Raw genomic sequence first — 26,720 nt, forward strand, 5'->3', positions numbered from 1 at the left:
TTAAGATAGGAATAAGGTGTTCGATTGTGATCTCGGCGACTCCACAAAAAACCCTGTAAATAATTGATTTACAGGGTTTTTTATTTTATTTTAACATTTAACTTTCTTCACTTTCTTCTCCTTCACAAACAACCCAGCCGTATATTTCTCATACAACTCAAACAAAAACTCCATACGTTTCGCTTCACTGCTAAAGGTTTGTTTGCTATACGCCGCATCAACAACTTTATCCAATTCATTATGCGCTTTTACTAATGCTGGCGGCATGGTCAACGGACTGTATAAATCAGCTAAGGAACTAGCAGGAAATGATGCTCTTACCTCTAAAACGTTTTGGGCTTTTTCTTCAATAGTTTTTATTTGCTTTTCAGTTGCATTTTCTGGCCAAGGATAGTTGTTGTAAACAATAGTATTTGAATAGCGATAATCATTTTTTAATCTTCCACAAGTAGTTTTCACCCAACTCATATGCATAGAAGATGTTAAAATTCCAAAATGATAAAGTGTTGTAGATGGCAATGATATTGCACTATCACTAACGATTGCCTCTTTTTGTAGATATCCAATTGGTATATATTTTCTGTTTTCAGATGATACTCTTGGAATAATAATATATTCAGTATCTGGTTGTCTTTCTTCAATAAAAAGTGATGGATAGTCTGCCCATTTTCTGGTTGAAGCTTTGGTACTTTGTAATCTAAACTTTTTAACTTCTTTTATTCGTATGACAATTTCAGAGAGTGAATTTATTAGTTGAGGATTTACATCTTTTAACCAAATACAATATCTTGGTATATTGTTTATAAATTCAAAACTACCGACATATTTTTTTATTAAATATTCTGCTTGTGGGTTAATTTTTATTAATTCTGTTCTCTCATTTTCATTTAAAAGAAAAAATCCTCCATCAGTTGGCGAGCTACCTTTAGTCATTTTAGGAACATTGCAAACAGGTATTGTTCTTTTATCTATAAATATTTCCTTAGCATCAATTAAATAAGCATTAATATTTTTTGCTTTTATTTCTTGTGCTTCCCCTTTGATATCCTCATATTCAAATAGACGTTTATCATTGGTATCAAAGTTGGCAAAACCAACAATCACGCAATAGACAGCCGCATTGCCTCTAGCTTCATTGCTCCATTTAAAAGTACGGTGTGCAAAATGAATTTTTATACCATATTTATTAATCATAGGGTTCCAAAGAATACTTGTCTGTTCTCCTTGAACTATTGAGTTCGTTGAAACAAAAGCCACTTTTATTGTAGTATCCTGAATGTATTTGGCAGCTTTTAAATACCAACCCGTTACATAATCCAAAACACCGCAGCCAGGAATATTATTAAATTCTTTTACAATCTGATTTCTCTGGAATTGGCTCATTATGTTTGCTCCAATAAAAGGAGGATTTCCAATAATAAAAGATAGTTTGTCTTTTGAAACAACATCTTCCCAATCCGTTTCCAAAGCATCGCCATGAACAATTTTTGCTGATTTTTTCAATGGCAAACGAGCAAAGTATTGTCCAAATTCATTGCTGATCATCATATTCATTTGGTGATCCATCAACCACATCGCCACTTCGGCAATACGTGCGGGAAATTCTTCGTATTCAATGCCGCACATCATATCTACATCGAGCCACATAATCTCCCGAATATCTAAAACTCCTTGTCCAGATTTGTAAGTCGCCCGCAATACTTCCAGTTCTAATAAACGCAACTCGCGGTAGGTAATCACCAAAAAATTTCCGCAACCACAGGCGGGATCCAGAAATTTGAGTTCGCTAATCTTTTTATGAAATTCAGGTAATTTGTTTTTGTTTCCTTTGATACTTTCAAACTCTGTCCAAAGTTCATCTAGAAACAAAGGCTTAATTAGTTTCAAGATATTGCTTTCACTGGTGTAATGCGCTCCTAAATTTCTGCGTTCTTTAGGATTCATAACACTTTGAAACATCGAACCAAAAATAGCCGGTGATATTTTACTCCAATCAATATAACAACAATCCAGTAAAGCCAATCGCATTTTGGTGTCGAAACTGGCAGAAGGCAATACTTCTTCAAACAACTTCCCATTCACATACGGAAAGTCATTTAATTGTTCGTCCAGATTTTTAAAGCGTTTTTCTTTGGGTGTATTCAATACTTGAAACAATTCTTGAATTTTAGAAGCTAAATCGCTGCCATCTTCGGCCGTTCTATTTTCTATGAAATCCTGAAGCTGTTGTTTGTCAAAAATAGTAGTATCCTCTGCAAACAAACAAAATAATATTCGAACCAAATATACTTCCAGTGGGTGTCCTTCATAACCAATTTCTTCCAATCGGTCGTGCAGTTTTCCCATCAATTCTGCCGCTTTTATATTGGCAGGATCTTGTTCTTTGTACGTTTTCTTTTGATAACCCAATAAATAGCCAAAACTTTGGACATTTTGGACTAAATCCTTTAAAGTAAATTCTAATGTAGTTTGTTCTTCCGTATCGTACAATCTAAAATAATAGAAGTCACATACTAAAACGTATTTTGGTAATTCGTTTTGTTTTAATCCATGGGTATAATCAATGGCTTGTTGGAAAGCTTTGTTCAGGTTTTTTCCCCGGCTTTTCATTTCAACAAGTATCGTTCCTTTCCAGAGTAAGTCAATGTAACCATCTGCATCAGAAAGTTTTTTTACTCTATGTTCAAAAGTTCCAATCTTTTTTCGGGTGATACCAAAGACGTCAAAAAAGGCATCTAAAAATGATTTAGCATCCGCTTCTTCATTGGTAGTATTTTCCCATTCTTTAGAAAATCGTAGGGCTCGGTCTTTTATTTCATTCCAGCTTAAAGCCATAATCGTATTGCAATTTGTTATTTACCAAACCTACCAAATATAAATGATTTTAACACGATTTTTTATACGAAGTTAAGCCTGATTATTAACAAATTTAGATCGTTAATAATTCCTGATTTTACGGAAAACCGTAAAAACAAAATAATTATTTAAAATCTCTTCATCCTATTATCCAATACCTTCAAATATTTCTCTTTCATACTATCAGACAAAAAAGACACTTCTATAAGTTCAGTCCATTTAGACAGGCTTTTATTCATATCAGATAAAATAGTGGTAACCGTTTTATCATTAAGTCCTAAGCGTTCTTTTGCGTAATACTCTATTAATTCCGTTGATTTGAAATTGCTCTTTTTACCTTTGAGAGATAGCGCTAATTCTTCCTGCGGATTTTTAATGGAAATGGAAGAATTTAAAAAGTCGTAAACTGGGGTCAATGTTGTTTTTCCAGCTTTTGTAATTACCGAGAAGTTCTTTAAATGCATATCTTCATTACCCGTTATAAAACAGAATAGAACACGTTTAAAAAAATCTGCTTTCTCTATAGCAGGAAAAGTGCAGTACTCGTCAATTACTTCGACTAACTTTTCCATAGTATAATCATACTTGGTATCTCTTGAACTTCCAGTTAGTTGTGCAAAATCCTCAGTAGCATATTTTTTTCCCTTACTATATCTGTCAAATCTTTTTATAAAATAAGAAAAACTACCGTCTTTTGAATAAATCAATCCATGAAGAGGCACATCAAGCCCATACACTTTTGCCATTTTCATCGTTACATCTTCATTTTCTGGTAGTTCAGGAAAGATGTCATTTTGAGGTTTTATAATATAATTCCCAAACTGATCTACAATTTCAAATTGTTGATTTACAACTGAAATTACAGCACTTAATTTTGGTTGTACTCCTTGAATAGAGAATTTCTTTGCCCGATTTGCCGCCTCTTGTCTTTGTTCGGCTGCTGTAAATGGTAAATCATTTAATGTGGTTAGTTTTGAAGCAATCATCCGAGGTCCCTTTTGACTATATTTATCAGTACCGCATAATTCGTAAGTTATTGGACATCTATTCATCTTTCCATTCTTTTACCGTTACTGCTCCTACCAAATCATTTCCTGTTGCCATGAGTTGTGAGAAATAATCATTTCTGTCAATTTTACCGATTTTTAGAAGCCCTTCCAGCATAATTCCTTCTGGCAACAATCCTTCAAAAAAAGAGGGGAATTTGGCAAATGAATATGTTTTAGTATTTAATGGCAATGTCAGTGATACAGGTTCGCCCTCATAATTGTCATCATAGATAAATTCATACCCTCCAGTAGTATTCTCACTCAATATTCCTGCTCTTTTGTTGTGAACAAATACTATTGCTTTTTTCATAATTATTTATTGATTGGGCTCTTAAACTGGATTTCAATATTTAATACTTTTAGAACAGCTAAAAGATTATTCCAACTAATTGTTTCTTTATTTTTTTCAATATCAAAAATGGTAGTCTTCCCCACTCCTGCCAGATTAGCCAATTCTAATTGTGTTAATCCTGCTTGCTTACGATGCTCTTTTATGAAGAGACCTAAATTAAAATCATTCATTTTTACCGCTTTAACAGTAAAAATAAACAAATATGCCGTAAATTACAAATAATTAAAATAAAACTATCAATTTTTACTGCTATAACGGTAATTATTATACAAATAACAGTAAATAGGCTTAAATGAGGCAAACATAAAGCTATTTTACTGCTATAGCGGTAATTTTAAAAAATCTATTTTTTATTGCTAGTTACTTTGAATGCTATAAAATTGAATGTTTCGAATAACCTACCATAATTTATATCTACATTAAGTGCTCAACTGTAAAAAAGATTTCGAACAGTCGAACTATCACTCCTCCTTTAGCGATAGCATTTTACATTTAAAAAATAAACATCAAAATAACATTACGTAAAACGCTTTAAATAAACCTATTAATTTATAATTTTAAGTTATCAAAAAAAATTAAGATTGGAATAAGGTGTCCAATTGAAGTCCCGAAGACTCCACAAAATAAAAACCGTCTCGTTACAATAAACGAGACGGTTTTTTTATGCCCTTTACTTGAAAAAGTGATTTTATTTTGATCCATTTTAAGCCTATAGCTAAAAAGGAAAACTTGCTGATCCATTTTTGGCGTATTCTAATTTTATTCCACAGATGCTCATTCAAACCGAAAACCGTTGAAGTCATGCAATTGAAAAACAATTTTAATCCAGATGATAAAACTTTTTAATTAAATAGTTGAGGAGGAAATAGAGCAAAATACCCACCAAGGCTAAAGAAAATACAAAACTAACCAGATTTACAACAATATTAGGAATAAACTTCAATCTGGGATGCGTAAAGTAAGGTTCCCGATGCAGTCTTTCGTGAATGTGATTCTTTGCTATTTTGATTTTCTTTTTGATGATTCAGTGATTTTAAAGACAGCTAAAAAAGGTATAACTATAATTGGCTTGTTAATTCCTACTTTTGAATATCCTAAATTAAGCAATTAATTTAATATAAGCGAGCTCAGAAATGAAAAAAGAGAATTACCCGACGGAAATCCTCTTTTTGATTTCTCTGTTTATTTTAGAATTCCAGTAATTTATATTTTTTTAATATTCCCTTTATTTTTCAAGAAGATAACTTCTATGATTTTGCTGGTCATTCCGGCAACTATTTTAAGTTGTTTTGACAACACTTCAATTATTATTTTTTCTGCTTCGCCGAGTAAGCCGTCAGATAGTAACATTTCTAAAGCAAGGGCAAATACGGTTTCTTTATCTTCTTCTTTAATTGCTTCACAACAGGCAGCAATGTACTTTAATTGCCCAAGTTCCATTTTTAAATTAAATGCTTTTGCATAAAGAGGCACAATATCAATTCCAATAAATTTCTCTTTCGAATGTAATAATCGTGTTAATGCTGCTGTTTCAGAATCCTTAATTTGATTGTCGGCGGAAATACAAGAATATAAAATTCCAACCCAAGCGTCCAATTCTGAGATTACAGAATTTTCGGCAGTGTTATTTTTTTCTTCAAATTTATCAGATAAGCTCATGTTTTATTTTTATTTAAAGTTACTGCTATCCTTTTTACACATTGCTCGGATTTGGGAATAAATTACCATTTTATTACTGGGATAACCTAGATTCAGCGAAACCTTAGTTGTAATGTATAGATTTGTATTCAAATTTCATCTTGTGCAAGTATTCCTCTAAACTTAGTTCCTCTTTCTCTTCATTCTTACGATCTTCGATAAATAAACTATTTTATTCACTAGATTCAACTAAAAAGGGGAATAACTTCCCCTTATTTTTCATTATTTATCGACGCAGTCAACAGTTGTAAATTTAAATTTCACACGTTCAAAATCTATGGGTTCTCCTTTAACAAAATAAGAGGCACCCATACTATTTTCTATTTTCCCATTGCCCAAAATGAGTTCGTTCCCCCGCTTTAGAAATGCCATTGGATTTTTGTAAGTTATTTTATCATTCGTTCCCTGAATAAAGGTGTAGCTGGCAAATAATGTATCGCCACGAAATTCTCCGGCTATTTTTCCGACCTTTTTCGGCATATTGAAAAATTTCATAACCATATCGCCGGTTATTTTTCCGTTTTTTAAAGTGTTCATTTTTAATTCAAGAGTATCCTGTTTGTACAACGCTTTATAACAATGAACGCTTATCGGTTTTTCACCCTGAACTTGGGTAGCTTTACCGACTTTTTGGTTTTGATTTTTGTTACAGCTTTGGAATCCAATACAAGCCAAAAGCAAACAAAAAAGAGCTAGATTTTTCATAATAATAAGTGTTAAGTTAATATTTGTGGCAATAACAATTGCTAATTTACATATAAATAGCGTAAAATACTACAGATATATTGGTGTTAAAATTATTAATAATACTGTGTTAAAGCAACAGTAGTTTCTTTTACAGTACTCTTCAAGTAGTATTAATTTCAATAAAGTTAAAGGTTTTTAAGTAGTCCGCGGGCAATTACTATTTTCATAATTTCATTCGTTCCCGCATAAATGCGTGCCACACGGTTATCTGCATACATTCGCGCAATTGGATAGTCCCACATATAACCATAGCCACCAAATAACTGCAAACATTCATCAACAACATGGCCGCACATATCGGTTGCCGAATATTTAATCATCGAAGCACTTTCGGTTGTCAATTTATGGTCTGCTAATAATTCGATACATCGATCTAAAAAAGCCTGATGTATTTGCATTTGGGTAGTACATTCCGCCAGTTTGAATTGGGTGTTTTGAAATCCGGCAATTGGCATGCCAAAAGCCGTTCGTTCTGTAGTATAAGCGATAGTGTTTTCGATGGCTCCTTCAGCAGTAGCTACCGCCATAATCCCAACTGTCAATCGCTCCCGAGCCAATTCCTGCATCATAATTTTAAATCCTGTTTTTTCGTCTCCAAGTCTGTTCTCCTTTGGAACTTTTACATTATCAAAAAATAATTCGGCAGTATCTTGAGATTTCATTCCAATTTTTTTGAGCGGAACTCCTTTCGTAAACCCTTTCATTTTTGATTCTAAAATAAGTAAGGTAACGCCTTCCTCGTCCGTATTGTGATTGGTTTTTACGGCCACGATAGCCATATCACACATAAAACCATTGGTTATAAAAGTTTTTTGACCATTTACCAGATAATGATCCCCTTTATCTTCGGCCGTTGTTCGAAGTGCTTTCAAATCACTCCCGCAATTAGGCTCTGTCATTCCTATAGCAGTAATAATTTCACCCGTGGCCATCAATGGCAAATACTTTTGTTTTTGTGCTTCAGTTCCATAATACAATAAATATGGAGCTACAATATCAGAATGCAACGAAAACCCAGGACCGGTTATTCCCTTTTTGGAGAACGCTTCAATTAGCAAGGCATTAAAAGTAAAATCCAGTCCTCCTCCCCCATATATTTCTGGTATATCTAAACACAATAACCCTAATTCCCCCGCTCGTTTCCATATTTCACGGGATACCATCCCATTTCTCTCCCATTCCTCTAAATGATCCATAATGTCATTTGATATGAATTCTTGAATCATCTCTTGCATCATTTTATGCTCTTGAGTGGCATAAATCTTTCGTTCCATTAATATGTTTTGTAGCATTTTTTATCGTTTTTTAGATTAGATGATGCTTCTGCAGATTCCGTTATTGAAATAATTGAGGTAATAGTTACAAGTTGGATCTTGTATATGATTTTCGCTTTCTAAAGTTACATAATTTTTCGTTTTCAAAAAGGCTTCAATAAATAAATGAAAAACTCCTAAACCAGTATGCTAATCGGAAATTTTAATTTTTGAAGTAGCGCATCCATCTATCAACTTTTTTTTAAATATTGTATGATACCTGTATCGTCCTGAAATATAATAATACAAAAGCAATTCATAAATTGATGTTTTTTTTTATATTTTCCCACAACTTCATCATTATTCGTAAAATCATTCTTATCGAAAACCAAATATCTACACTCATTTTATTTATTTTTTTGTAATTTTGATAATAGTATATAATTGAAGTTTGACCTTTCAAAATTCCCAACTTCTTAAAGTGATTCATTCTGAAATAATTTGACGATTAACCGTCAATAAAATGATTCCATAACAAATTAATATTTTTTGCATTAGCAATTCAATATTCTTCATCGACCTATTATTACATTAGAAACGTACTTATTTTATTAAATAAAAAAAAATCTATGCGAGTTCCTGTCATCCGAAAAAATATAAAATTTATCCCTGATTGCAGCAGGGTTGTTGCCCGATATTTTATGAATGGCGATCAACGGACCCAAAAAATGGTGAGTCACATCATGATATTAGACGAAAAACAAGTCAGAGAGACCTTGGAACATACACTTCGTGATTTTGCCAGACGGCATAGGAATATTTCAAATACATTTTATAAGCATTGCGAAAAAATTAGGGGAATAATCGAAGGGATGCAAATCAACTATGAAAGCCTTTCAGCTGAACGAAAAATGCTCATCGGTTCCTATTGTACCATGGAGTATGCCATAGAATCCGCAGCGATTTTCAACCCTTCCATAGTGGAAGATTTCGATCAGTCAAACCTCGAAAAGGGAGAGAAACGTGTCATCATTTCTTTCCGTGCCACTGGGGAAGGTCACATCTCATCAATCGTTTTTAGGAGGGGAATCCTCGATAAGAATAACAATCTCCAAATGATGAAAATTGGGGATAACATTGATAAAGCTGATATTATACACAAAACATCATATAACAAGAAACGATTTATATTGAAATTGACAGAAATGCACACTCAGGACAAATATTCAACGTGTATTATGCAAGATCTGCCTGAAGAATTTGAGTATTCTGCATTAAAAGACGTGGTAAAAAAAGCATTAAGCGATCAAACGATAAGTCAAGACAGGAGAACTGCCCTTGAAGAAGTGATCTGGTTGGCGGATTCATTTTATGATTTACAATTCAAGCATGATTCCGATATCACCGAACGTGTCATATTTCCGATTTCTGATTCTGAAAGTCGTGGTATTGAAGATGCCCGTTTTGTGCGCTTTGTTGATGATGATAAATCCGAAAAAATAATAGCTACATATACAGCTTATAATGGCCATACCATTCTTCCAAAATTGATTTCTACTGAGGACTTTTATACGTTCCGTGTCATGCCTTTACATGGAGCCGGTGCTCAAAATAAAAACCTCGCAGTATTTCCCAGAAAAATCAAGGGCAAGTATGCTATGCTTGCCAGAATTGATGGTGTTAACAATTACCTGATGTATTCCGATAGGCCTACGCAATGGAATGATCCCGTTATGATTCAGGAACCGCTTTATCCATGGGAATTTACACAAATTGGGAATTGTGGATCACCGCTTTGGACTGAAGAAGGCTGGTTGGTCATTACCCACGGTGTAGGTGCCATGAGAAGATATTGTCTGGGTGCTTCACTGTTTGATCTTGATGATCCTTCAAAGGAAATTGGCAGACTTAAAGAACCCTTGCTTTCACCATTGGAAGACGAACGAGAAGGTTATGTCCCCAATGTAGTGTATTCTTGCGGTTCGATTATTCACAACAACAGCCTTATATTGCCCTATGCCGTATCGGACTACTCCTCAACTTATGCCGTGGTCGATATGATAGAGTTGATTGATGCTTTGAAGAAAAGTAAACGATGATTTGAATATAAGGATAATCCGAAAAATAGATATTCCTAAAACATCCTATAGTGCAGATATACAGATTAATGCACTTATCAAATTTATTAGAAACAGACACAATTCAAAGACAGACATATAAAATTTACCGATGCCTGTCTTAAAATAAATTTGTAATTATTGCTTTATTACTTTTTTACTAATTAGACCTTCAGCGGTAATTATTTTTATTAAATAAACGCCACGTTCAACATTAAATGGCATTTCTATCGTATTACCATTTGGCACTTTTTTCAAAGTACTTAGTTGCTGGCCAACAATGTTGTAAATTGAAATTTCTTTAATATCAACTGCTTTATTTTTACTTATAACTAATTTCTTTTTGCTTTCATTATTGTAAACGACTATCATTGATTCCGGCAATTCATTTTCACCTATTCCTAGTGTTTTGTCGGTTTTAAAGGTTAATTCAAAACGAGTATCGTAAGTTCCTGCAGACAAATTAACTTCCGCAGCTTTTTCGGTAATATCATAGTAAATCGAAGTTTCTTTATCGTGTATAAAGATCTTTTGATTTGCAGGTAAGAATTCTTTACTATCAACGACAAACTGAACCTTACCTATTGTATCGGTCTTCACTCCTAATGGATACGATTTATTAACATCAAATGCACCGACACCTTGAATAGTATATTCCCAATCATCAATCAGAAAATATAAATCATTTTTTTGCGTGTCAATCTGATACCCATCATAACCTCTATCCAATCCATCAGTCGCTAAATCATCCATGAACCCAATTAATAATTGTCTGTGAAAATTATTTGCTGTATTAAAACCTAACCTGATTTTTGTATTATAATTATTATAAACTACATCATTACTATTGTCTTTGAAGTGGTCAATAATAGCTGTTTTATAATTCTTTTTTGGCACCATTTTAAACAATGTATTGGAAATTGCGGCCGACAAATCGTCAACATCATTTTCTTTGACAAAAGCCCGTTGGTTATTATTAAATATAATTGGTACAGCTCCCACAATTCCTATTTTTCCTGATACAAAAAACCCCTGACCAACTGGAATATATTGATACGATAATTTAGTACTTGTTCCAATACCTGCAATTCCTATTGGAAATACAGGAGGTGTTCCTCCAGTTAAAGTTAATGTTGCATACCCTCCTGTATATCCAGCAAGATAATGGGTGTTATTTTCAGGAGAATGTTGCCAAAAATAAAGTTCACCGGAAATATTGCCATCAATAGTGTTAATATTATCATTTATAAATGCATACGCATCTAAAGCCGAAGGGTAAGGATTTCCTACCAAAAATAAGTTATCCTCTAAAATAGAATTACCATTAATAAGCCCATTAAAAGGTTTTCCTACAAAGGTGTAATTTTGAGTTAATAAATTATTGGAATCTACTGCTCCAGCACCTTTTAAGGTAAATCCTTGAGAAGGAAGAATTGGGTCTGTGATTTCATCAAAATGTATCCAATTGGCATATTCTGTTCCATTCTGAAATTTATACAGCCAATATTTTGCTAAACTTATTGGTGCGGTTTGGCTGCCATTATAACCGCTTACCCAATTTATATTTTGAGGAGTTGTCGTAGAACCATCTTTAAACACAGCATTTACGGTATACGTATTATTGTTAGTACTTGCATTTATAGGCCCTACAGGAGATGACCAATAATTATAATTATTCTTATTAACAGTTCCTTGCTGGTCTCTTTTTATAAAACCCTTACTGGTAACATCAAGGTCACTATTTAGCGATTGCACTAATTGAGAACGCCCTTTTAAGTCAATTAAACCATCTAATTTTAAATAATGGGAAACTTGTACCTTAGTGTCATTGCTTGCTGATAGCGTTCTAAAATTTGTGGCATCAGTACCTTCCACAAACAATCCTAAAACAGTTTTATTTCCTATAGACGTTACATTATGTTTGATATTAACTATGTTTCCATTTACTGTTTTAGTATTATTTATAATAGAGGTATTGTTGGGGATAGTTTGTAATGCACCGTTTTTCCACATTGCTGAATTAGTTCCATTCCATTCTCCGTCAGCAACTGTTTCGTAAGGTAATGGAGCGGTTTGAGCATTTAAAATCTGTTTGTCTTTTTTTAGATATTTTATTCGTAAAAAATTGCGGTCATCTGTTAATCCCTCTATAGTAGTACCATAAAACACATTATAATCATAATATGCTTTAAGTTCAGTCCAAGCAATTGTTTTAAATTCGTTTTTAGCAATTGTCTGCGGGATTATTTTACCATTAGCATTACCGTTTGAATGTTTCTCAATTTCCTGGTTCATCAGGTAATTTATCTGATCTGATGACAATGCAAAGTTCCAAATATTGATCTCGTCAATTTCACCATTAAAAGGAGTTCTAATATCATTTTTGTTCACATAAAGCGCGCCAACTGAAAATCTGGAATAATTAGGAGAAGGATTTGTAAGATTAAATGTGGAAGATTCTATGACTCCGTCTATATAAAAATCTGCAGCTCCTGCATAATATACCGCAACGATGTTATGCCATTTTCCATCAGCAACCGCAGTATTTGATTGAAATCTTAAAACACCATCCCAATATGCCTCCACTTTATGTTGCGCATTTAAACGTAATTCTAAATTAACCCCTTTACTAATTATGGTTCTGTTAGCAGTGCTGCTCCCGTCATTTCTTAACCAGCAACCTATCGTAAATGAACCGCTATTAAGGTTTAAGGCATACTCCCCAACTAAAAAATTATCAGCAGCTTGAATATTTACGGCCTCTTTTACGGAAACTTTAAGAGCTTTCCCAAAAGTAAAATACTTTGGCCCATCAAAATCATACCAAGTTTGCCAAAGGCCCCCGATAAGTTTTAAAGGTATTATATCGATAATATCCGCATCGCTAAAGTTAGAATTGTCACTAACAATTAAAGCATATTCTTCATTGGCAAGTTTTGGAAATGCACTAAAAGCAGCATTCGGAATACCTATAAAAATATTTTCAACATCACCGGCTACATCCGTTTTTGTTTCAACAATTTTCCATTTCTTATTGATTCGAGTTGTCGAGGTAGTTAGTCCACTATTTATTGTGGTGGTATTAGAGCCACTTGCTGTATAAGTACCATTATCAGAACCCCATACCAAAAAATCTCGATCTTTTTTAAACTCATTTATATTAGCACTGTTAGTTGTTGCAATAACTCCTAAACCTATGGTTACTTCATTAGGATCATTACCACTTTTAGATTGTTTTTGATATAAATCAGAAGCTACATCCTTACCAATTCCGGCAATGTTATAATTAAATGTAAAACCATTATTATCTGGTGCAATATTCCAAATAGTATTTCCACCAGAATCAATATAATTTTTACTGAATCCGTTTACTCCTAATGTGATACCATATTTAATAGCAAGATAGGTTTCAATCTTAGGACGATTCCCTTCAAGCACACGAGAAGCATACGAAATGATCTCTGCCACACGACCGTTAAGATTTCCATTAGCGGTAAGACCGGCATTTATATTTTTTCCAATATTATAAGGCGTTCCTCTCCAAATAGAGCCATCGTTGTAACCCAAATTAGAATAAGACAAACTGCTAGTTATAGTTCCTATCGCATTAGTGTTAAACAATAAATCAACCCCATCCGAAGCGGTAGTCGATTTATTACGGGTATTAATAATTCCTGCTTTAGAATAGTCCCCAACATTATCTGCAACACTATAAAAACTTCCACTATTATCTTGCCACTGACTGAACCATAATCTTTCATTTGCAAAACGTGTCGTAAAATTTCCAAAACCAATTCCTGTATGCTCCCCAGTAATAATTGGATAAGAAGGATTTGCTGCAGAAGTTCCTGAAATAATAGTCATAGGTGATGTTGTTCCGTCAACAGCAAATTCAGGTTCCATAACAATAAAAGTTTCTTGTGTGTAATACCCGTCGTTTTCTTTGCTGTACATATATTGATTAAGTGATGCAGTATTTTCGAACTTTATCACAGGATTATAATTGATGTTTCCAATAGCCGCATCAACATAAGTAGGTTGATTTGCAGGGTTAACTTGTTCAGCATCTTTACCCAATGATCCCAAATCTTTCCAAAGATCAACTTTATTAGTTGCTGCAGCAAATCTTACTCCTCTGGTAGTCTTTAGCCAAAGTCTAAAATCCGGATTTCCCCCACCAGGACCCGTTATGGTTGGATTATATACTTCACCGCTTACCACAAAAGTATATGGAGTTTTTGTAGCGTCATTACTGGGAATTGAAATTATAGCCGATTTAATACCCGCAGTTACCGGAGCAGTAAATCGAACGACAAAATAAACCACACCTCCAGGGGGTATTACTCCAGGAGGATATACATTTGGAGCATAATTATACGGCGTTGGTGCAACAACTATTAGAAAATCCGGAGATTGTATTCCCGTTACAGGGTCGTAGCCGAAACAGGTTAATGAACCAAGCGTAAGAGGACAGGTTCCCGTATTAGAAATTAAATAAGTTCTTGTAGCTGTCGACCCGGCAGTGAGAGTTCCAAATAAGGTTCCATTAGAAGAAGTGGGAACAATTTGTCCGTTCGGTATTGGCTGTGTTGGATTGCCCCCCAGAACAGAAATGGAAGGCGCATTCGTATAGGTTATTATAAATGTAAAAGTGGGATAAATTTTAGAATTCGAATTTATAGTAACTATAGTTGACTGAGGCGAAGTATTACAGGTAAAATTATTTTTTCTTATTCTAAAGACGCTTTTTTCACCTTTTTTTATATTGAATTGCGAAACATTTGATGAAATAACAAAATTGGAATTGCTAAGAGTTACCTCCGGATTCATCAAAACAAGGGAAGGATTTCCACTACCATCAGGAACGTTAGTGATAGTAAATTCAATTTCAGTAGAAGAACCAAAACTTACCGTGGAGTTATAGGCGATATTAATAGCCGGATTTCCATAACTTAAATTAAGAACCTGGTTTTGCTGTGAGAAAAGTAATGCAGACAATAAAAGAGTACAGGTAACTAATAGATTTTTGAGGTAATTTTTTTTCAATGTGGTATTTATTTAAATATGTAACAATCCAACTATCTAAGCCTTTAAAATTAAAATTTTTATTACGAAAAACAAAAATAAATACAAAATTAAATCGACTAAGTACAATATTTATCGACTAAATACGCTTTTTTGGCATTTTTACGTTGCCAATCAGACGTTTTAAATATTTATTTACCAATTAATATTCAATTAAAAATTTAACTATCAAGCATTTAAGTGAAAAATAATTTTATTCTTTAATTTCTCCTCTTTTTTTATACAATTTCCAAAATTTTAAGCCAATTTCTTTCAATAATTATTCTGCTTGCTTTTGACATATAAAAAAGAACAGAAAACTGTTTGGCATTTGGATCGATTCTGGCTATATCAACCTTAATTTTTCTTAAATTTGTCATAAAACATTTGAATTATGGAAATTCGAATCGAAGCGGTTCAAATTGCAGAATCTTTCAATATCAAGAAATTTCGCGGGGATTTTCGCGCCGAAGTACATTCTGGATCCACTTCCGAAGTATTTTATGCAATGGAAGATACGGAGCGTTATTTATACGTTTTTGACTACGGCGTAGTGGTCTTCGCTAATCATGATGCAGTGGCCAAAAGTGAATTGATAAGTTTTATAAAAAATTACGCTGCTAACCTGGTCGATTTAGATTTATTCGAAGAATACCGCATTGAGACTGACGATAAATTGCAAAAAGTCATCGTGAAAAATAATTATGTCATTGTTCCTCAAATTGATTCTTCCATATTGCGCATAGTGATGCTCAATATTGGTCAGTCGGTAGCTTTAGATTATTATGAAGTACTTACTAATGAATTAATTACCTCATCAAAACACTATATTTTGGAATTGGAACAACACGGAAAACTTAGTATTTCCAAAACCAATTTACTCAAATACATTGGCAAAGTTTTAAATGTAAAAAATAGTATTGTAGACAATTTATATATCTTGGACGATCCCAATTTAGTTTGGGACAATGAAGAACTAAATCTGCTTAACCGACATTTAAAGGTCAATTTTGATATCAATACGCGATTCAAAGACTTGGATTACCGCCTTCAAATCGTTGAAAATAATTTGACCCTTTTTACGGATGTATTGAACGTGAGAGAAAGTTCCCGTCTGGAATGGGTTGTGATTATATTAATTGCCCTTGAGATTGCAATCGCCTTGTTTTTTCACTAAAATAGAAGAATAAAATAGCATCAGAGATCTTTACTATTTAGAGGAATAAAAGACCTGGTAACATTTGGAATTTATTTTTTAAAATCTTCCAAAGTCAAATTAGAAATTACAGATTTATTTTCTTCTAAAATGTCGCTTTCAACAGCGAACTGATCCTTTTTTTTGATCAGCAGCCAGGTGTTTTCTTTTTTGGTTTTTAGTTTTACCAATGCAAATTCCCCTTTTAACTTCTTTCCTTTAAGGATAATACTAAGCTGTCCTTTTCGCAAATCTGATTTTAAAATAGTTCCCATTTTATCGTTATTTTCTCCGTCAGCCAAAATATAGGTCCCGTTATCCCAAACAATAACAGTTCCGGCCCCATAATTCCCCTCTGGAATAACCCCTTCAAAATCCTTGTAATTGTAGGGATGATCTTCCACCATAATAGCAAGTCTTTTATCAGCGGGATTCATTGAAGGACCTTTAGGAATTGCCCAACTTTTTAAAACGCCATCCATTTCCAAACGAAAATCATAATGCATATGGGAGGCAGCGTGTTTTTGCACTACAAAAATCAATTCATTGGAGGGTTGATTAATGGTTCCTTCAGGCTCCGATGTTGCATTAAAATTACGCTTCTGATTGTACTTATTTAACGACATAGCAAAATGATTAGAGTTGGAATTGATATGAAAATTACGGCTTATATTTATTAGACTTATTAAGAAGATTGTATCGCTTTTTAAAATGATTTCAAACATTCTACAACACCAATATTCCTATTTAAAAACAAATTCATTTACTTATTGAAAACCCAGTTATTACCACTAAAACTGCTATTGTTGAACTATTTTTAAAGTTAATTAAAGACTAATTAACTCCAAACGCTTATAAACAGATTATAATTTCAATAAATTTACAAACTTGAACTGATCATTATTTAAACTCATGTCAAAAGAAAAACTAAGAAAAGATAAGACTTGTCTCAATTGCAATCACGAAGTTGCCGAACGTTTTTGCCCTAACTGCGGACAAGAAAACACAAAAACGAGTAAATCTTTTCATCTCTTGTTTGTTAATTTTTTTGAAGTCTTAACCCATTATGACAATGCTTTTTGGAGAACGATATTCTATTTATTTTTTAAACCCGCAGCTTTAACAATTGCTTATCTATCTGGAAAGCGTTTATCTTTTTTGGCACCAATACGGCTTTATATTTTCATCAGTTTTATAACTTTTTTATTAATCTCACTATTCCCTCTAGATTCTGCAGTAAAAAGTGAAGTTAAACAAAACCAGGTGATTGTTCCTTCAATAGATTCTTTACATATCGAAGAAAAAAGTGTTGACGGTCTCACAAAAGTGGGGATTCTTTCCCAAAAAAATAATGACACCATTAAAAAAATACTACAACAAACCGAAGAAATTGATAAAAAAGAAGTTGCCGATTTTGGGTATAAATCCATTAATGAGTTAGACTCGATACAAAAAAATGGAAATAAAAAAGTAAAAGTCAGCACAACCGAATATTGGTTCCTTAAAAAATGGCTTGCCGTAAAAGAGGAAAATACAAATGAAGAAATTATTGAAAAGTTTAGTGACTCCTTTACCAATAATCTGCCAAAAGTATTGTTTATGTATATGCCCGTTTTTGCCTTAATTTTATGGCTTTTCCATAATAAAAAAAAATGGGTGTATTTTGACAACGGAATTTTCACTTTGCATTATTTTTCTTTCTTGTTATTGCTCATTTTAATATTATTTTTTATAAATAAATTTTTCTTGTTATTTGAAAGTACTCCAATTTTAGAATGGATTCATTTTAGCATAAAAGCAGTTGGAACATTTTGGATGATTTATTATTTTTTTCCGGCACACTACCGTTTTTATGGTGAAAAAATCATAGTCTCTGTTCTCAAAAGCAGTGTGATACTAATTCTAAATTTAGTAATTATAACTGTTCTAGTGGTTCTATTTGCATTGTACACCTACATTAATATACACTAAATTTTACCTCATAACGAATGACAACCTATAAGCAATAAACACTCAAATATAGCGCTACTCATTATTCTCGTCTAAGTTGTTATGGTTGTCTCCACCTATACCGTAATGGTTATTTTCTTCATCTTCACTTCCGGAATTTTCCAATTCATCATCTAATTCTGAACCAGGGATATCTAAGTCAGCCCCAGAAACATCTTCTTCAAAATCTTTTTCATTCAATTCTGTGACATTGTTTATTTCTACTGGCGCCTTTTTTTTAGTAATATCTTCCGGATCTATTTCCATCTCTTTTTGAAATTGGTTATAAATATCCTCGCTTGGCGGATACAAAAGAGAATCCGGTACATTATTTACATCATCCTGATTCGGTTTTCCTTTGTGAGAATCTGATTTGTCGTCACTATTTTTCATTTTACTGTTTTATTTAATTGATTTACAACACACTAAGTTAATCATTTTTAAACAAAAATGGATCTTATAAGTATTAAAAAACATCAAATCACTAAAGGATTTTACAGTTAAAATGGAGATTTTGAATTATAAATAAAACATTCTATTCTTGACTTAATTGGAATAGTATCTTTTGTTTTTAAAATGTTTCAAACGAACAATAATTGCGTCTTTTCATTGCCCCAAATTCTATTTTGCAAATTGCATTCCAGATATATTGAAACCGGCAGCATGAAGGAAAACTGTTTAGTTGAATCACCCTTTCATTAGTAATTATATTTTTTTTAAAACATCCCTAAAGATACTTTTTGTTCAGGGATGTTTTTTTTAGAACCAATTCATTTTTTGCAGCCTAAAATCTGTATCTTTTTTTTATTTAATACAACATAAATGACTAACTTTAAATAACTTAATTATTTTTTGAATTATTAAAAAACTGTATTGCTAATCTTTAGAAATAAAAACAGGATAAACTAAAAGGCACTATAATTTCGGGAAGTCATAAGATGCATTCCAGCTTTACTTTTTAGAATTAATTTTATCAAATTTTTTGCCTTTTACAATTTCTTTTAAAAATAACTCAAATTCAATTAATCTCAAACTAAACTAAAAATGGAAACTAAAAAAACAATTTATCAGTTACATGAAGAACACAAAACATGGCTAAACAAACTTTTGTTTTATAAAGATGAACTTAAAATTATGGATAAACGAATTTTGGAGGTGGCAGAAAAAAACACTTCTAAAGAGGTTGGTGCCTTAGCGGATCATTTTATTAATCAGCTGATTATTCAAAAGGAACAAATTGATATCTTAACTCATGATATTAAAAGTCACGAATTGTTTCTTGAGGCTGCAGTGCTTGATAATCCTAATGCCATTGATCAGGAAAAATTTTCAGATCATAAAAATCACAGAGAAAGTATTGCAACTTTTGAAAAATTATTTAAAGAATTAAGAGAAGAGCTGATTGATTTTCTATCAAAATGGATGTAAGCTGGATTATTTTCGAAAATTAGAAACGCAAGGCCTCCTAAATATTACTTCATAACAAAATCAATTCAACAATGGAAAAAACAAGCAACAACCCAAAAACAAGTGAAACAGCTCCTAATAAAACAATGAAAGCTCTAGTTTATGACGGTCCTGGAAAAATACAATTAAAAGACGTCCCACTACCTAAAATCGAAAAAACGACCGATGTATTGGTAAAAATACTTAAAACCACGATCTGCGGAACAGACTTGGGAATTTTACATGGAAAAACCCCATCGGTAAAACCAGGAACAACGTTGGGACATGAAGGAGTTGGCGTAATTGAAGAAATTGGAACTTCCGTCAGGAATTTTAAAAAAGGATACCATGTGATTATCTCCTGCATCACTTCAGATGGATCCTGCGAATATTGCAAAAAACAAATGTATGCGCATTGCGAGGATGGTGGCTGGATATTAGGACACCTTATAAATGGTACTCAGGCAGAATATGTTCGTATTCCGCATGCAGATAATAGTCTCCATCTTATTCCACAAGGTGCTAACGAGGAAGCTTTAGTAATGCTAAGCGATATTTTACCTACAGGGCATGAAATTGGTGTGGTTAACGGCGGTGTAAAACCCGGAGATACCATTGCAATTGTAGGATCTGGACCTATAGGAATGTCAGCCTTACTTACTGCCCAGTTCTATTCTCCTTCCAAAATTTACGTGATTGATATGGATGAAAATCGTTTAAAAATGGCTGAAAAATTTGGCGCCACAGATACGATTAACTCAGCTAAAGAAGATGTACAAAAAAGAATATTGAAAGAAACGAAAGATGGAGTTGATGTGGCTATTGAAGCGGTTGGAGTTCCAGCTACATTCGATATATGCCAAAAAATTGTTCGTCCCGGTGGTCATATAGCAAATATTGGCGTGCATGGAAAACCGGTAGAACTGCAAATTCAGGATTTGTGGATACAAAATATTACAATAACAATGGGATTGGTAAATACAAATACTACTCCAATGCTATTGAAAACAGTTTCCTCCGGAAAATTGGAACCCTCCAAACTCATTACCCATCATTTTAAATTAAGTGAAATACTAAAAGCCTATGAAGTTTTTGGAAACGCAGCCAAAGAAAAAGCGATGAAGGTAATTATCGAACCCTAAAATCTGATTGTGACACAGGTAAACCGCACAATTATTTCAAAACCAGTCAATAAACTAAAAGAGAATGCAATCGTCGTGGAATTCTATTCACTCCTACTCGATTGCATTGCTTTTTAATTATAAATTAACGTCATATTATTTGGTGTTGATTTTTAATATCGTAATATTGCAATATAAAGATATAAGGATGGGAATTACTAAATCAGAACATTTCACAGACGAGCAAAACGAATTGGCAACTTTAGCGAAAGCCATAGGTCATCCTGCCCGAATTGCTATTATTCAGCACCTCATCAAAGTAAACAGTTGTGTATGCGGTGACATCGTAAACGAACTACCTCTGGCACAACCTACCGTTTCGCAGCACTTGAAGGAACTGAAGAATGCCGGACTGATAAAAGGTAATTTTGAAGGAGCTTCCATTTGCTATTGCCTAAATGAAGAAGGGTTTAATAAGATAAAAGTTTTTTTTCAACAAATCAATACCTATTTAGAAAATAAGAAAAATCAATGTTGTTAATTTTTAAATATAAAAAAATGACATCGCCATGACTCAAAAATAATAATATAATTTAGGAATGGCGATACCATATTCCTTTAAATAACAAATATTTTATTCATATGAAACTATCAGAAATTAAAAAACAGCTAAGCGCTTTAGAAAACGTTGCTTTTATATTGCCAAATGGAACTTACGTTCCGGAACATTTTCACGTAACTGAAGTGGGTTTAATCACCAAAAACTTTATTGATTGCGGAGGGAAAGTTAGAAAGGAAACCGTCGTCAATTTCCAATTATGGGATGCCAATGATTTTGATCATCGTCTTAAACCAAAAAGACTTTTAGATATAATTGAATTATCTGAAAAAGTAGTAGGAATTGAAGATTATGAAGTAGAAGTAGAATTTCAAGCGGAAACTATTGGTAAATACGATATTGGTTTCAACGGGACAGCATTCACTTTATTAAACAAACAAACGGCTTGTTTGGCGGAAGACCAATGTGGCATTCCTGCGGAAAAACAAAAAGTGAAACTATCCGAAATTCCAACACAATCGAGCTGTTGTACTCCCGGAGGAGGATGCTGTTAATTCTTTAAAATTATAAAATGACTTTAACCAAAACCGTGTTATTTCCAGAAATAGAAAAAGTAATTACCAATTTTGATTTTGAAAGTATTTCAAAGGAGCGTAAAATAGTTTTACAACCGCTCGTTGATTTTATTCAAACAAAAGCATCAAATCAACAAGAAATCAGACTCAATTTGATTTGCACCCACAATTCAAGGAGAAGTCATTTATCACAGGTTTGGGCACAAACGGCGGCTGCACATTTCAATATAAAAAATGTGTTTTGTTATTCCGGTGGAACGGAAGCCACAGCTTTATTTCCTATGGCTGCCAAAACATTGGAACAATCCGGCTTTAAAATTAAAATTATCGCAGAAGGAACTAATCCTATTTATGCCATAAAATATGCGGAGAATGAGCATCCTATTATTGGTTTTTCTAAAACGTATGATGACGATTTTAATCCTCAAAGTGAATTTGCAGCAATATTGACTTGTTCGCAAGCGGATGGTGGTTGCCCATTTATTGCAGGTGCCGAAATGCGTATTCCAATCACTTTTGAAGATCCAAAAGTATTTGACAATACACCTCAACAAGCAGAAAAATATCAGGAACGCAGTATACAAATTGCAACCGAAATGTTTTATATATTCTCTCAAATAAAATTATAATTATGGCCGCTAAAAAAAGATTAAACTTTCTCGACAGTTACCTGACACTTTGGATATTTCTGGCAATGGCAATTGGTGTTTCCATTGGTTACTTCATTCCTTCTAGTAGTGGTTTTATCAATTCCTTTTCAAGTGGAACGACGAACATTCCTCTGGCAATTGGATTAATATTAATGATGTATCCACCGTTGACTAAAATTGATTTTTCAAAAATCCCTTTAATGTTTGAAAAGCCAAAATTACTGACCGCCTCTTTTTTAATCACTTGGATTGTCGGCCCGTTTTTAATGTTTTTACTGGCAACATTCTTTTTGAAAGATTATCCGGAATACATGACCGGCTTACTCATAATTGGAATTGCGCCTTGCATTGCGATGGTAATTGTCTGGAATGAATTGGCCGAGGGAAACCGAGAATTAACGGCTGGATTAATCGGAATTAACAGTTTGCTTCAAGTGTTCTTTTTTGGTCTGTATGCTTATTTCTATTTGGAAATCATGTTGCCATTATTTGGAATAAAAGGATTGGAATTAAATATTACGGTTGCCCAAATTGCTACAACAGTTGGAATTTATTTAGGAATTCCTTTTGCATTAGCGGTAATTAGCCGTTATGCCATCAAGAAATTCATTGGCGACAAATGGTTCAATCAGAAGTTCATTCCTTTTGTTTCGCCCATTACTTTGATTGCGTTACTTTTTACAATCGTAATTATGTTCAGTTTAAAAGGCGAAATGATTGTTGATTTACCACTGGATGTTATTAGAATTGCCATTCCGCTTGTCATTTTCTTCACCATTATGTTTTTCCTGATGTTCTTTGTTTCTAAAAAAATCGGGGCTAATTATAGAGACGCCGTTGCGCTTTCATTCACCGCATCCGGAAATAATTTCGAATTGGCAATTGCCGTTTCCATTGGCGTTTTCGGTATCAATAGCGGACAAGCATTCGCAGGAGTTATTGGACCATTAGTGGAAGTGCCAGCTTTGATAATTTTGGTAAATGTCGCTTTTTGGTTAAGAAAAAAATATTATTCGAAGTAAGTTTTATTTTTTTATAAAAATAGAAAACCCAAAATCTCGAAAGATTTTGGGTTTTCTTATAGTAATTCACAACAGCGATAGACTATTCCACCGGCAAAATAAGGGTCGAAGTGATTGCTTCCAGAACTTCAAAAGCAGTTTCTGCCATCTTATTCCCTTTGGTATCCAACAATGGATTAACCTCAACAAATTCAATACAAACTACTTTTTTAGACTCGATAATTTGGTTAATAATTGCAATTATTTCGCACTGATCAAATCCTTTAGGAACTGGCGTTCCTGTTCCATAGGAAATCATATCACAATCCATTGAATCCACATCAAAAGAAATGTACAATCTATCGCAGTGCGATAACTTTGACAACGCTTCTGTAACACATTTTTCAAGACCTCTATAGCGTATTTCTGCCACCCTATAATTCCTGATTTTTAATTTTTCTATCTGCTTATCTTCTGCTTCTTCAGTGTCACGAACACCAAAGTAAACTAAATTTTCAGCTAGTATCTTAGCTCCTGGGTGCCCAATATTCTTCATGTCTTCCCAGAGATCTTTTGTTTCTGGAGGAACTTCATTATTCTGACAAATCAAATTATCATCAGCAATGGCAGCCGACAAAGGCATACCATGAATATTCCCCGAAGGTGATGTGTAAGGCGAATGCAAATCAGCGTGAGCATCAATCCAAATTACTCCCAAGGTCTGTTCCGGATAAACCGCTTTTATGCCACTTATGGTTCCTAATGCCGAAGAATGATCTCCTGACAATACGATTGGAAAAAAATTATCTTTTAAATTTTTCTTCACCGCATTACAAACCCGAGTACATTGTTCTACAACATGCTCGATTCTTTTGGCTGAAGTGCTTCTATTTTTATCATAAATGGATTCGTTGTGTGTTTTCACATCTTCAAATTCAAATTGATTAAAATAATCGCTATTTTGATTGATAGCCGCAATTTCTATAGCATCGATACCCATATCAGAACCTCTGGTTCCGGCACCAATATCAGATCTGTTTTTTATTAATTTAATTGCTTTTTCCATTGTAATTACCATTATTTGAAATCATTTAATGCTCTTTCAATAATCGCCAGACATTCATGAATTTGAGATTCCGTAATAACTAATGGTGGCGCAAAACGGATTTTGTTTCCGTGTGTTGGTTTTGCCAATAAACCGTAATCTCTGAATTTCATGCAAATGTCCCAAGCCAAATCGGATTCCTCATCACTGTTGATGACGATAGCATTTAACAATCCTTTACCGCGAACCAATGTGATCAAAGGATTTCTAGCAGCGATTTCGTTAAGACCTTTTCTCAAAATAATTCCTAATTTCTCTGCATTTTCAGCCAGATTTTCATCCCTCACCACTTCAAGCGCTGCAATCGCAACGGCAGCAGCAACAGGATTTCCACCAAAAGTAGAACCGTGTTGACCTGGTTTGATTACGTTCATAATTGGGTCATTGGCCAAAACAGCCGAAACCGGATAAACACCACCTGAAATAGCTTTACCTAAAATAAGAATATCTGGTTTAACTTCCGGTTTGTTTTCACATCCTTTTGTACAAGAACAGTTTCCGCAAGTAGCCAGTAATCTTCCGGTACGGGCAATTCCAGTTTGAACTTCATCGGCAATGAACAAAGCATTGTGTTCTTCACAAAGTGCTTTGGCTTTAGCCAAATAGCCTTCTGAGGGAACATAAACGCCGGCTTCTCCCTGAATAGGTTCCACTAAGAAACCTGCAATATTTTTTGTCGATTTTAATACATTTTCCAATGCGTCAATATCATCATATGGTATTTTTATAAATCCTTCTGTAAAAGGACCAAAGCTTTTACGTGCATTTTCATCATTTGAAAACGAAATAATAGTAGTGGTTCTTCCGTGAAAATTGTTCTCACAAACAATTATTTGTGCTTGATTTTCAGGAATTCCTTTTACTTCATACGCCCATTTTCTACATATTTTTAAAGCGGTCTCTACTGCTTCAGCTCCTGTATTCATTGGTAAAACCTTATCGAAATAAAAATATTTCGTCATGAATTCTTCATAAGGACCCAATTGATCGTTATAAAAAGCACGCGAAGTCAGAGTCAATGTTTGCGCTTGCTTTACCATAGCACCAACAATTTTCGGATGACAGTGTCCTTGATTTACTGCAGAGTAAGCAGATAAAAAATCAAAATATTTCTTTCCGTCAATATCCCAAACATATACTCCTTCTCCTCTTTCCAAAACTACCGGTAAAGGATGATAATTGTGAGCACCGTATTTATTTTCTTTTTCTATCAACTCGTTAGACTTTGAAGAAAGTGTTTGATCTATGTGTTCCATAACATACTATTTTTTTAAACTTTAAAACAAAAATAAACTAATATTTTTTATTTAACAACAATATACGGTAATTTTGACTTGTTTTTGATGCAAATAAATGAATATTGTTTTTATTTGTACGAAAATAAGTCATTTTACATAAAAAATACTATGTGTTTATAGCTTTAGATGAAAATAATAATTACTTTTATACAGATTAAAAATATCTTTTTAATTTAATAAAAAACAAATGGATGCATTATTAGATGAATTCGATATAAATATTATTAAAGAACTCGAAAAAGACGGCAGAATGGCCTATTCCGCCATTGCGACAGCTTTAAAAATATCCAATACAATGGTTCACCAGCGGATTAACCGATTAATTGAACAGGGAATAATCATTGGGATAAAACCAATCATTAATGAAAAAAAAATTGGTTTTGACTGGGCATCTTTCACCGGTATCACCTTAAACAAAGACCAGGATTCCGATCGAATTATTGCCGAATTAAAAAACATTCCCGAAATCACCGAATGTTATTATGTTACGGGTTCTTTTACACTTTATATAAAAATTGTAGCCAGAGACCATGAGCACATGAGAAAGATTCTTTATGAAAAGATAGATAATATTCCAGGCATCTCAAAAACAGATTCCATAATAGAGTTGGGTTGCGCCTTCAAAAGAAATGTAAGTCTCTAATT

24 protein-coding genes are annotated in these 26,720 nt (G+C 33.4%); 11 read left to right on the forward strand and 13 right to left on the reverse strand.

Going from position 1 to position 26,720, the window contains the following annotated elements; all coding sequences use genetic code 11:
* Positions 1 to 90: 90 nt before the first annotated feature.
* The 4 genes from ACFX5E_RS00310 to ACFX5E_RS00325 form a co-directional block, all read right to left on the reverse strand.
* The gene (locus ACFX5E_RS00310; protein ID WP_379853166.1) at positions 91 to 2,835 is read right to left on the reverse strand and encodes a DNA methyltransferase; all 2,745 of its coding nucleotides are present in this window, start codon (positions 2,833 to 2,835) and stop codon (positions 91 to 93) included.
* 149 nt (positions 2,836 to 2,984) lie between these two features.
* Positions 2,985 to 3,908 (reverse strand): HipA domain-containing protein, encoded by a 924-nt coding sequence (locus ACFX5E_RS00315; RefSeq protein WP_379853167.1) that lies wholly within the window; start codon positions 3,906 to 3,908, stop codon positions 2,985 to 2,987.
* A complete protein-coding gene (locus ACFX5E_RS00320; RefSeq protein WP_379853168.1) occupies positions 3,901 to 4,215 on the reverse strand; it encodes a HipA N-terminal domain-containing protein in 315 nt (104 codons plus the stop codon). The genes ACFX5E_RS00315 and ACFX5E_RS00320 overlap by 8 nt, the downstream gene beginning before the upstream one ends.
* A gap of 2 nt (positions 4,216 to 4,217) precedes the next feature.
* Positions 4,218 to 4,427, reverse strand: a complete 210-nt coding sequence (locus ACFX5E_RS00325; protein ID WP_379853169.1) for a helix-turn-helix domain-containing protein — start codon at positions 4,425 to 4,427, stop codon at positions 4,218 to 4,220.
* A gap of 779 nt (positions 4,428 to 5,206) precedes the next feature.
* Here ACFX5E_RS00325 and ACFX5E_RS00330 point away from each other — a divergent pair.
* Complete coding sequence (locus ACFX5E_RS00330) at positions 5,207 to 5,368, forward strand: hypothetical protein (protein ID WP_379853170.1); 162 nt, start codon at positions 5,207 to 5,209, stop codon at positions 5,366 to 5,368.
* 92 nt (positions 5,369 to 5,460) lie between these two features.
* Here ACFX5E_RS00330 and ACFX5E_RS00335 read toward each other — a convergent pair whose 3' ends face one another.
* The 3 genes from ACFX5E_RS00335 to ACFX5E_RS00345 form a co-directional block, all read right to left on the reverse strand.
* A complete protein-coding gene (locus ACFX5E_RS00335) occupies positions 5,461 to 5,916 on the reverse strand; it encodes a tellurite resistance TerB family protein (protein WP_379853171.1) in 456 nt (151 codons plus the stop codon).
* Between the two features lie 261 nt (positions 5,917 to 6,177).
* Positions 6,178 to 6,660, reverse strand: a complete 483-nt coding sequence (locus ACFX5E_RS00340; RefSeq protein ID WP_379853172.1) for a hypothetical protein — start codon at positions 6,658 to 6,660, stop codon at positions 6,178 to 6,180.
* Positions 6,661 to 6,827: 167 nt separating this feature from the next.
* Positions 6,828 to 7,994, reverse strand: coding sequence for an acyl-CoA dehydrogenase family protein (locus ACFX5E_RS00345; protein WP_379853173.1), 1,167 nt, complete (start codon positions 7,992 to 7,994; stop codon positions 6,828 to 6,830).
* Between the two features lie 590 nt (positions 7,995 to 8,584).
* On the opposite strand from ACFX5E_RS00345, the gene ACFX5E_RS00350 reads away from it, so the two are divergent.
* Positions 8,585 to 10,054 carry a glycoside hydrolase family 130 protein gene (locus ACFX5E_RS00350; RefSeq protein WP_379853174.1) on the forward strand — a complete coding sequence of 490 codons (1,470 nt, stop codon included), beginning with the start codon at positions 8,585 to 8,587 and terminating at the stop codon, positions 10,052 to 10,054.
* A gap of 156 nt (positions 10,055 to 10,210) precedes the next feature.
* Here the strand turns inward: ACFX5E_RS00350 and ACFX5E_RS00355 are convergent, their stop codons facing one another.
* A complete protein-coding gene (locus ACFX5E_RS00355; protein ID WP_379853175.1) occupies positions 10,211 to 15,118 on the reverse strand; it encodes a DUF8202 domain-containing protein in 4,908 nt (1,635 codons plus the stop codon).
* A 257-nt stretch (positions 15,119 to 15,375) separates the two neighbouring features.
* Positions 15,376 to 15,516, reverse strand: a complete 141-nt coding sequence (locus ACFX5E_RS00360) for a hypothetical protein (RefSeq protein ID WP_379853176.1) — start codon at positions 15,514 to 15,516, stop codon at positions 15,376 to 15,378.
* Between the two features lie 14 nt (positions 15,517 to 15,530).
* Here ACFX5E_RS00360 and ACFX5E_RS00365 point away from each other — a divergent pair, with 14 nt between their 5' ends.
* The gene (locus ACFX5E_RS00365) at positions 15,531 to 16,313 is read left to right on the forward strand and encodes an RMD1 family protein (protein ID WP_379853177.1); all 783 of its coding nucleotides are present in this window, start codon (positions 15,531 to 15,533) and stop codon (positions 16,311 to 16,313) included.
* A gap of 71 nt (positions 16,314 to 16,384) precedes the next feature.
* Here ACFX5E_RS00365 and ACFX5E_RS00370 read toward each other — a convergent pair whose 3' ends face one another.
* A complete protein-coding gene (locus tag ACFX5E_RS00370) occupies positions 16,385 to 16,957 on the reverse strand; it encodes a DNA polymerase ligase N-terminal domain-containing protein (RefSeq protein WP_379853178.1) in 573 nt (190 codons plus the stop codon).
* A gap of 286 nt (positions 16,958 to 17,243) precedes the next feature.
* On the opposite strand from ACFX5E_RS00370, the gene ACFX5E_RS00375 reads away from it, so the two are divergent.
* Entirely contained in the window at positions 17,244 to 18,302 is a 1,059-nt protein-coding gene (locus ACFX5E_RS00375; RefSeq protein ID WP_379853179.1) for a DUF3667 domain-containing protein, read from the forward strand.
* Between the two features lie 54 nt (positions 18,303 to 18,356).
* On the opposite strand, the gene ACFX5E_RS00380 is transcribed toward ACFX5E_RS00375, so the two are convergent.
* Positions 18,357 to 18,713, reverse strand: a complete 357-nt coding sequence (locus ACFX5E_RS00380) for a hypothetical protein (protein WP_379853180.1) — start codon at positions 18,711 to 18,713, stop codon at positions 18,357 to 18,359.
* Between the two features lie 651 nt (positions 18,714 to 19,364).
* Here ACFX5E_RS00380 and ACFX5E_RS00385 point away from each other — a divergent pair.
* The 6 genes from ACFX5E_RS00385 (at position 19,365) to arsB (ending at position 23,693) form a co-directional block, all read left to right on the forward strand.
* On the forward strand, positions 19,365 to 19,748 hold the full coding sequence (locus ACFX5E_RS00385) for a hypothetical protein (RefSeq protein ID WP_379853181.1): 384 nt from the start codon (positions 19,365 to 19,367) through the stop codon (positions 19,746 to 19,748).
* Positions 19,749 to 19,819: 71 nt separating this feature from the next.
* Positions 19,820 to 20,908, forward strand: a complete 1,089-nt coding sequence (locus tag ACFX5E_RS00390; RefSeq protein WP_379853182.1) for a zinc-dependent alcohol dehydrogenase family protein — start codon at positions 19,820 to 19,822, stop codon at positions 20,906 to 20,908.
* Positions 20,909 to 21,095: 187 nt separating this feature from the next.
* On the forward strand, positions 21,096 to 21,428 hold the full coding sequence (locus tag ACFX5E_RS00395; RefSeq protein WP_379853183.1) for an ArsR/SmtB family transcription factor: 333 nt from the start codon (positions 21,096 to 21,098) through the stop codon (positions 21,426 to 21,428).
* A gap of 101 nt (positions 21,429 to 21,529) precedes the next feature.
* Positions 21,530 to 22,000 (forward strand): DUF6428 family protein, encoded by a 471-nt coding sequence (locus ACFX5E_RS00400; protein WP_379853184.1) that lies wholly within the window; start codon positions 21,530 to 21,532, stop codon positions 21,998 to 22,000.
* Positions 22,001 to 22,017: 17 nt separating this feature from the next.
* Positions 22,018 to 22,650 (forward strand): arsenate-mycothiol transferase ArsC, encoded by a 633-nt coding sequence (locus ACFX5E_RS00405; RefSeq protein ID WP_379853185.1) that lies wholly within the window; start codon positions 22,018 to 22,020, stop codon positions 22,648 to 22,650.
* Positions 22,651 to 22,652: 2 nt separating this feature from the next.
* Positions 22,653 to 23,693, forward strand: a complete 1,041-nt coding sequence (gene arsB, locus ACFX5E_RS00410) for an ACR3 family arsenite efflux transporter (protein WP_379853186.1) — start codon at positions 22,653 to 22,655, stop codon at positions 23,691 to 23,693.
* 82 nt (positions 23,694 to 23,775) lie between these two features.
* Here arsB and ACFX5E_RS00415 read toward each other — a convergent pair whose 3' ends face one another.
* Both ACFX5E_RS00415 and rocD read right to left on the reverse strand, forming a co-directional pair.
* Positions 23,776 to 24,738, reverse strand: coding sequence for an arginase (locus ACFX5E_RS00415; RefSeq protein WP_379853187.1), 963 nt, complete (start codon positions 24,736 to 24,738; stop codon positions 23,776 to 23,778).
* An 11-nt stretch (positions 24,739 to 24,749) separates the two neighbouring features.
* Complete coding sequence (rocD, locus tag ACFX5E_RS00420; protein ID WP_379853188.1) at positions 24,750 to 26,033, reverse strand: ornithine--oxo-acid transaminase; 1,284 nt, start codon at positions 26,031 to 26,033, stop codon at positions 24,750 to 24,752.
* Between the two features lie 229 nt (positions 26,034 to 26,262).
* On the opposite strand from rocD, the gene ACFX5E_RS00425 reads away from it, so the two are divergent.
* The gene (locus ACFX5E_RS00425) at positions 26,263 to 26,718 is read left to right on the forward strand and encodes an Lrp/AsnC family transcriptional regulator (RefSeq protein WP_379853189.1); all 456 of its coding nucleotides are present in this window, start codon (positions 26,263 to 26,265) and stop codon (positions 26,716 to 26,718) included.
* Positions 26,719 to 26,720: the final 2 nt, after the last annotated feature.

The sequence above is a fragment of the Flavobacterium xylosi genome, assembly GCF_042787345.1.
Taxonomy (GTDB): domain Bacteria; phylum Bacteroidota; class Bacteroidia; order Flavobacteriales; family Flavobacteriaceae; genus Flavobacterium; species Flavobacterium xylosi.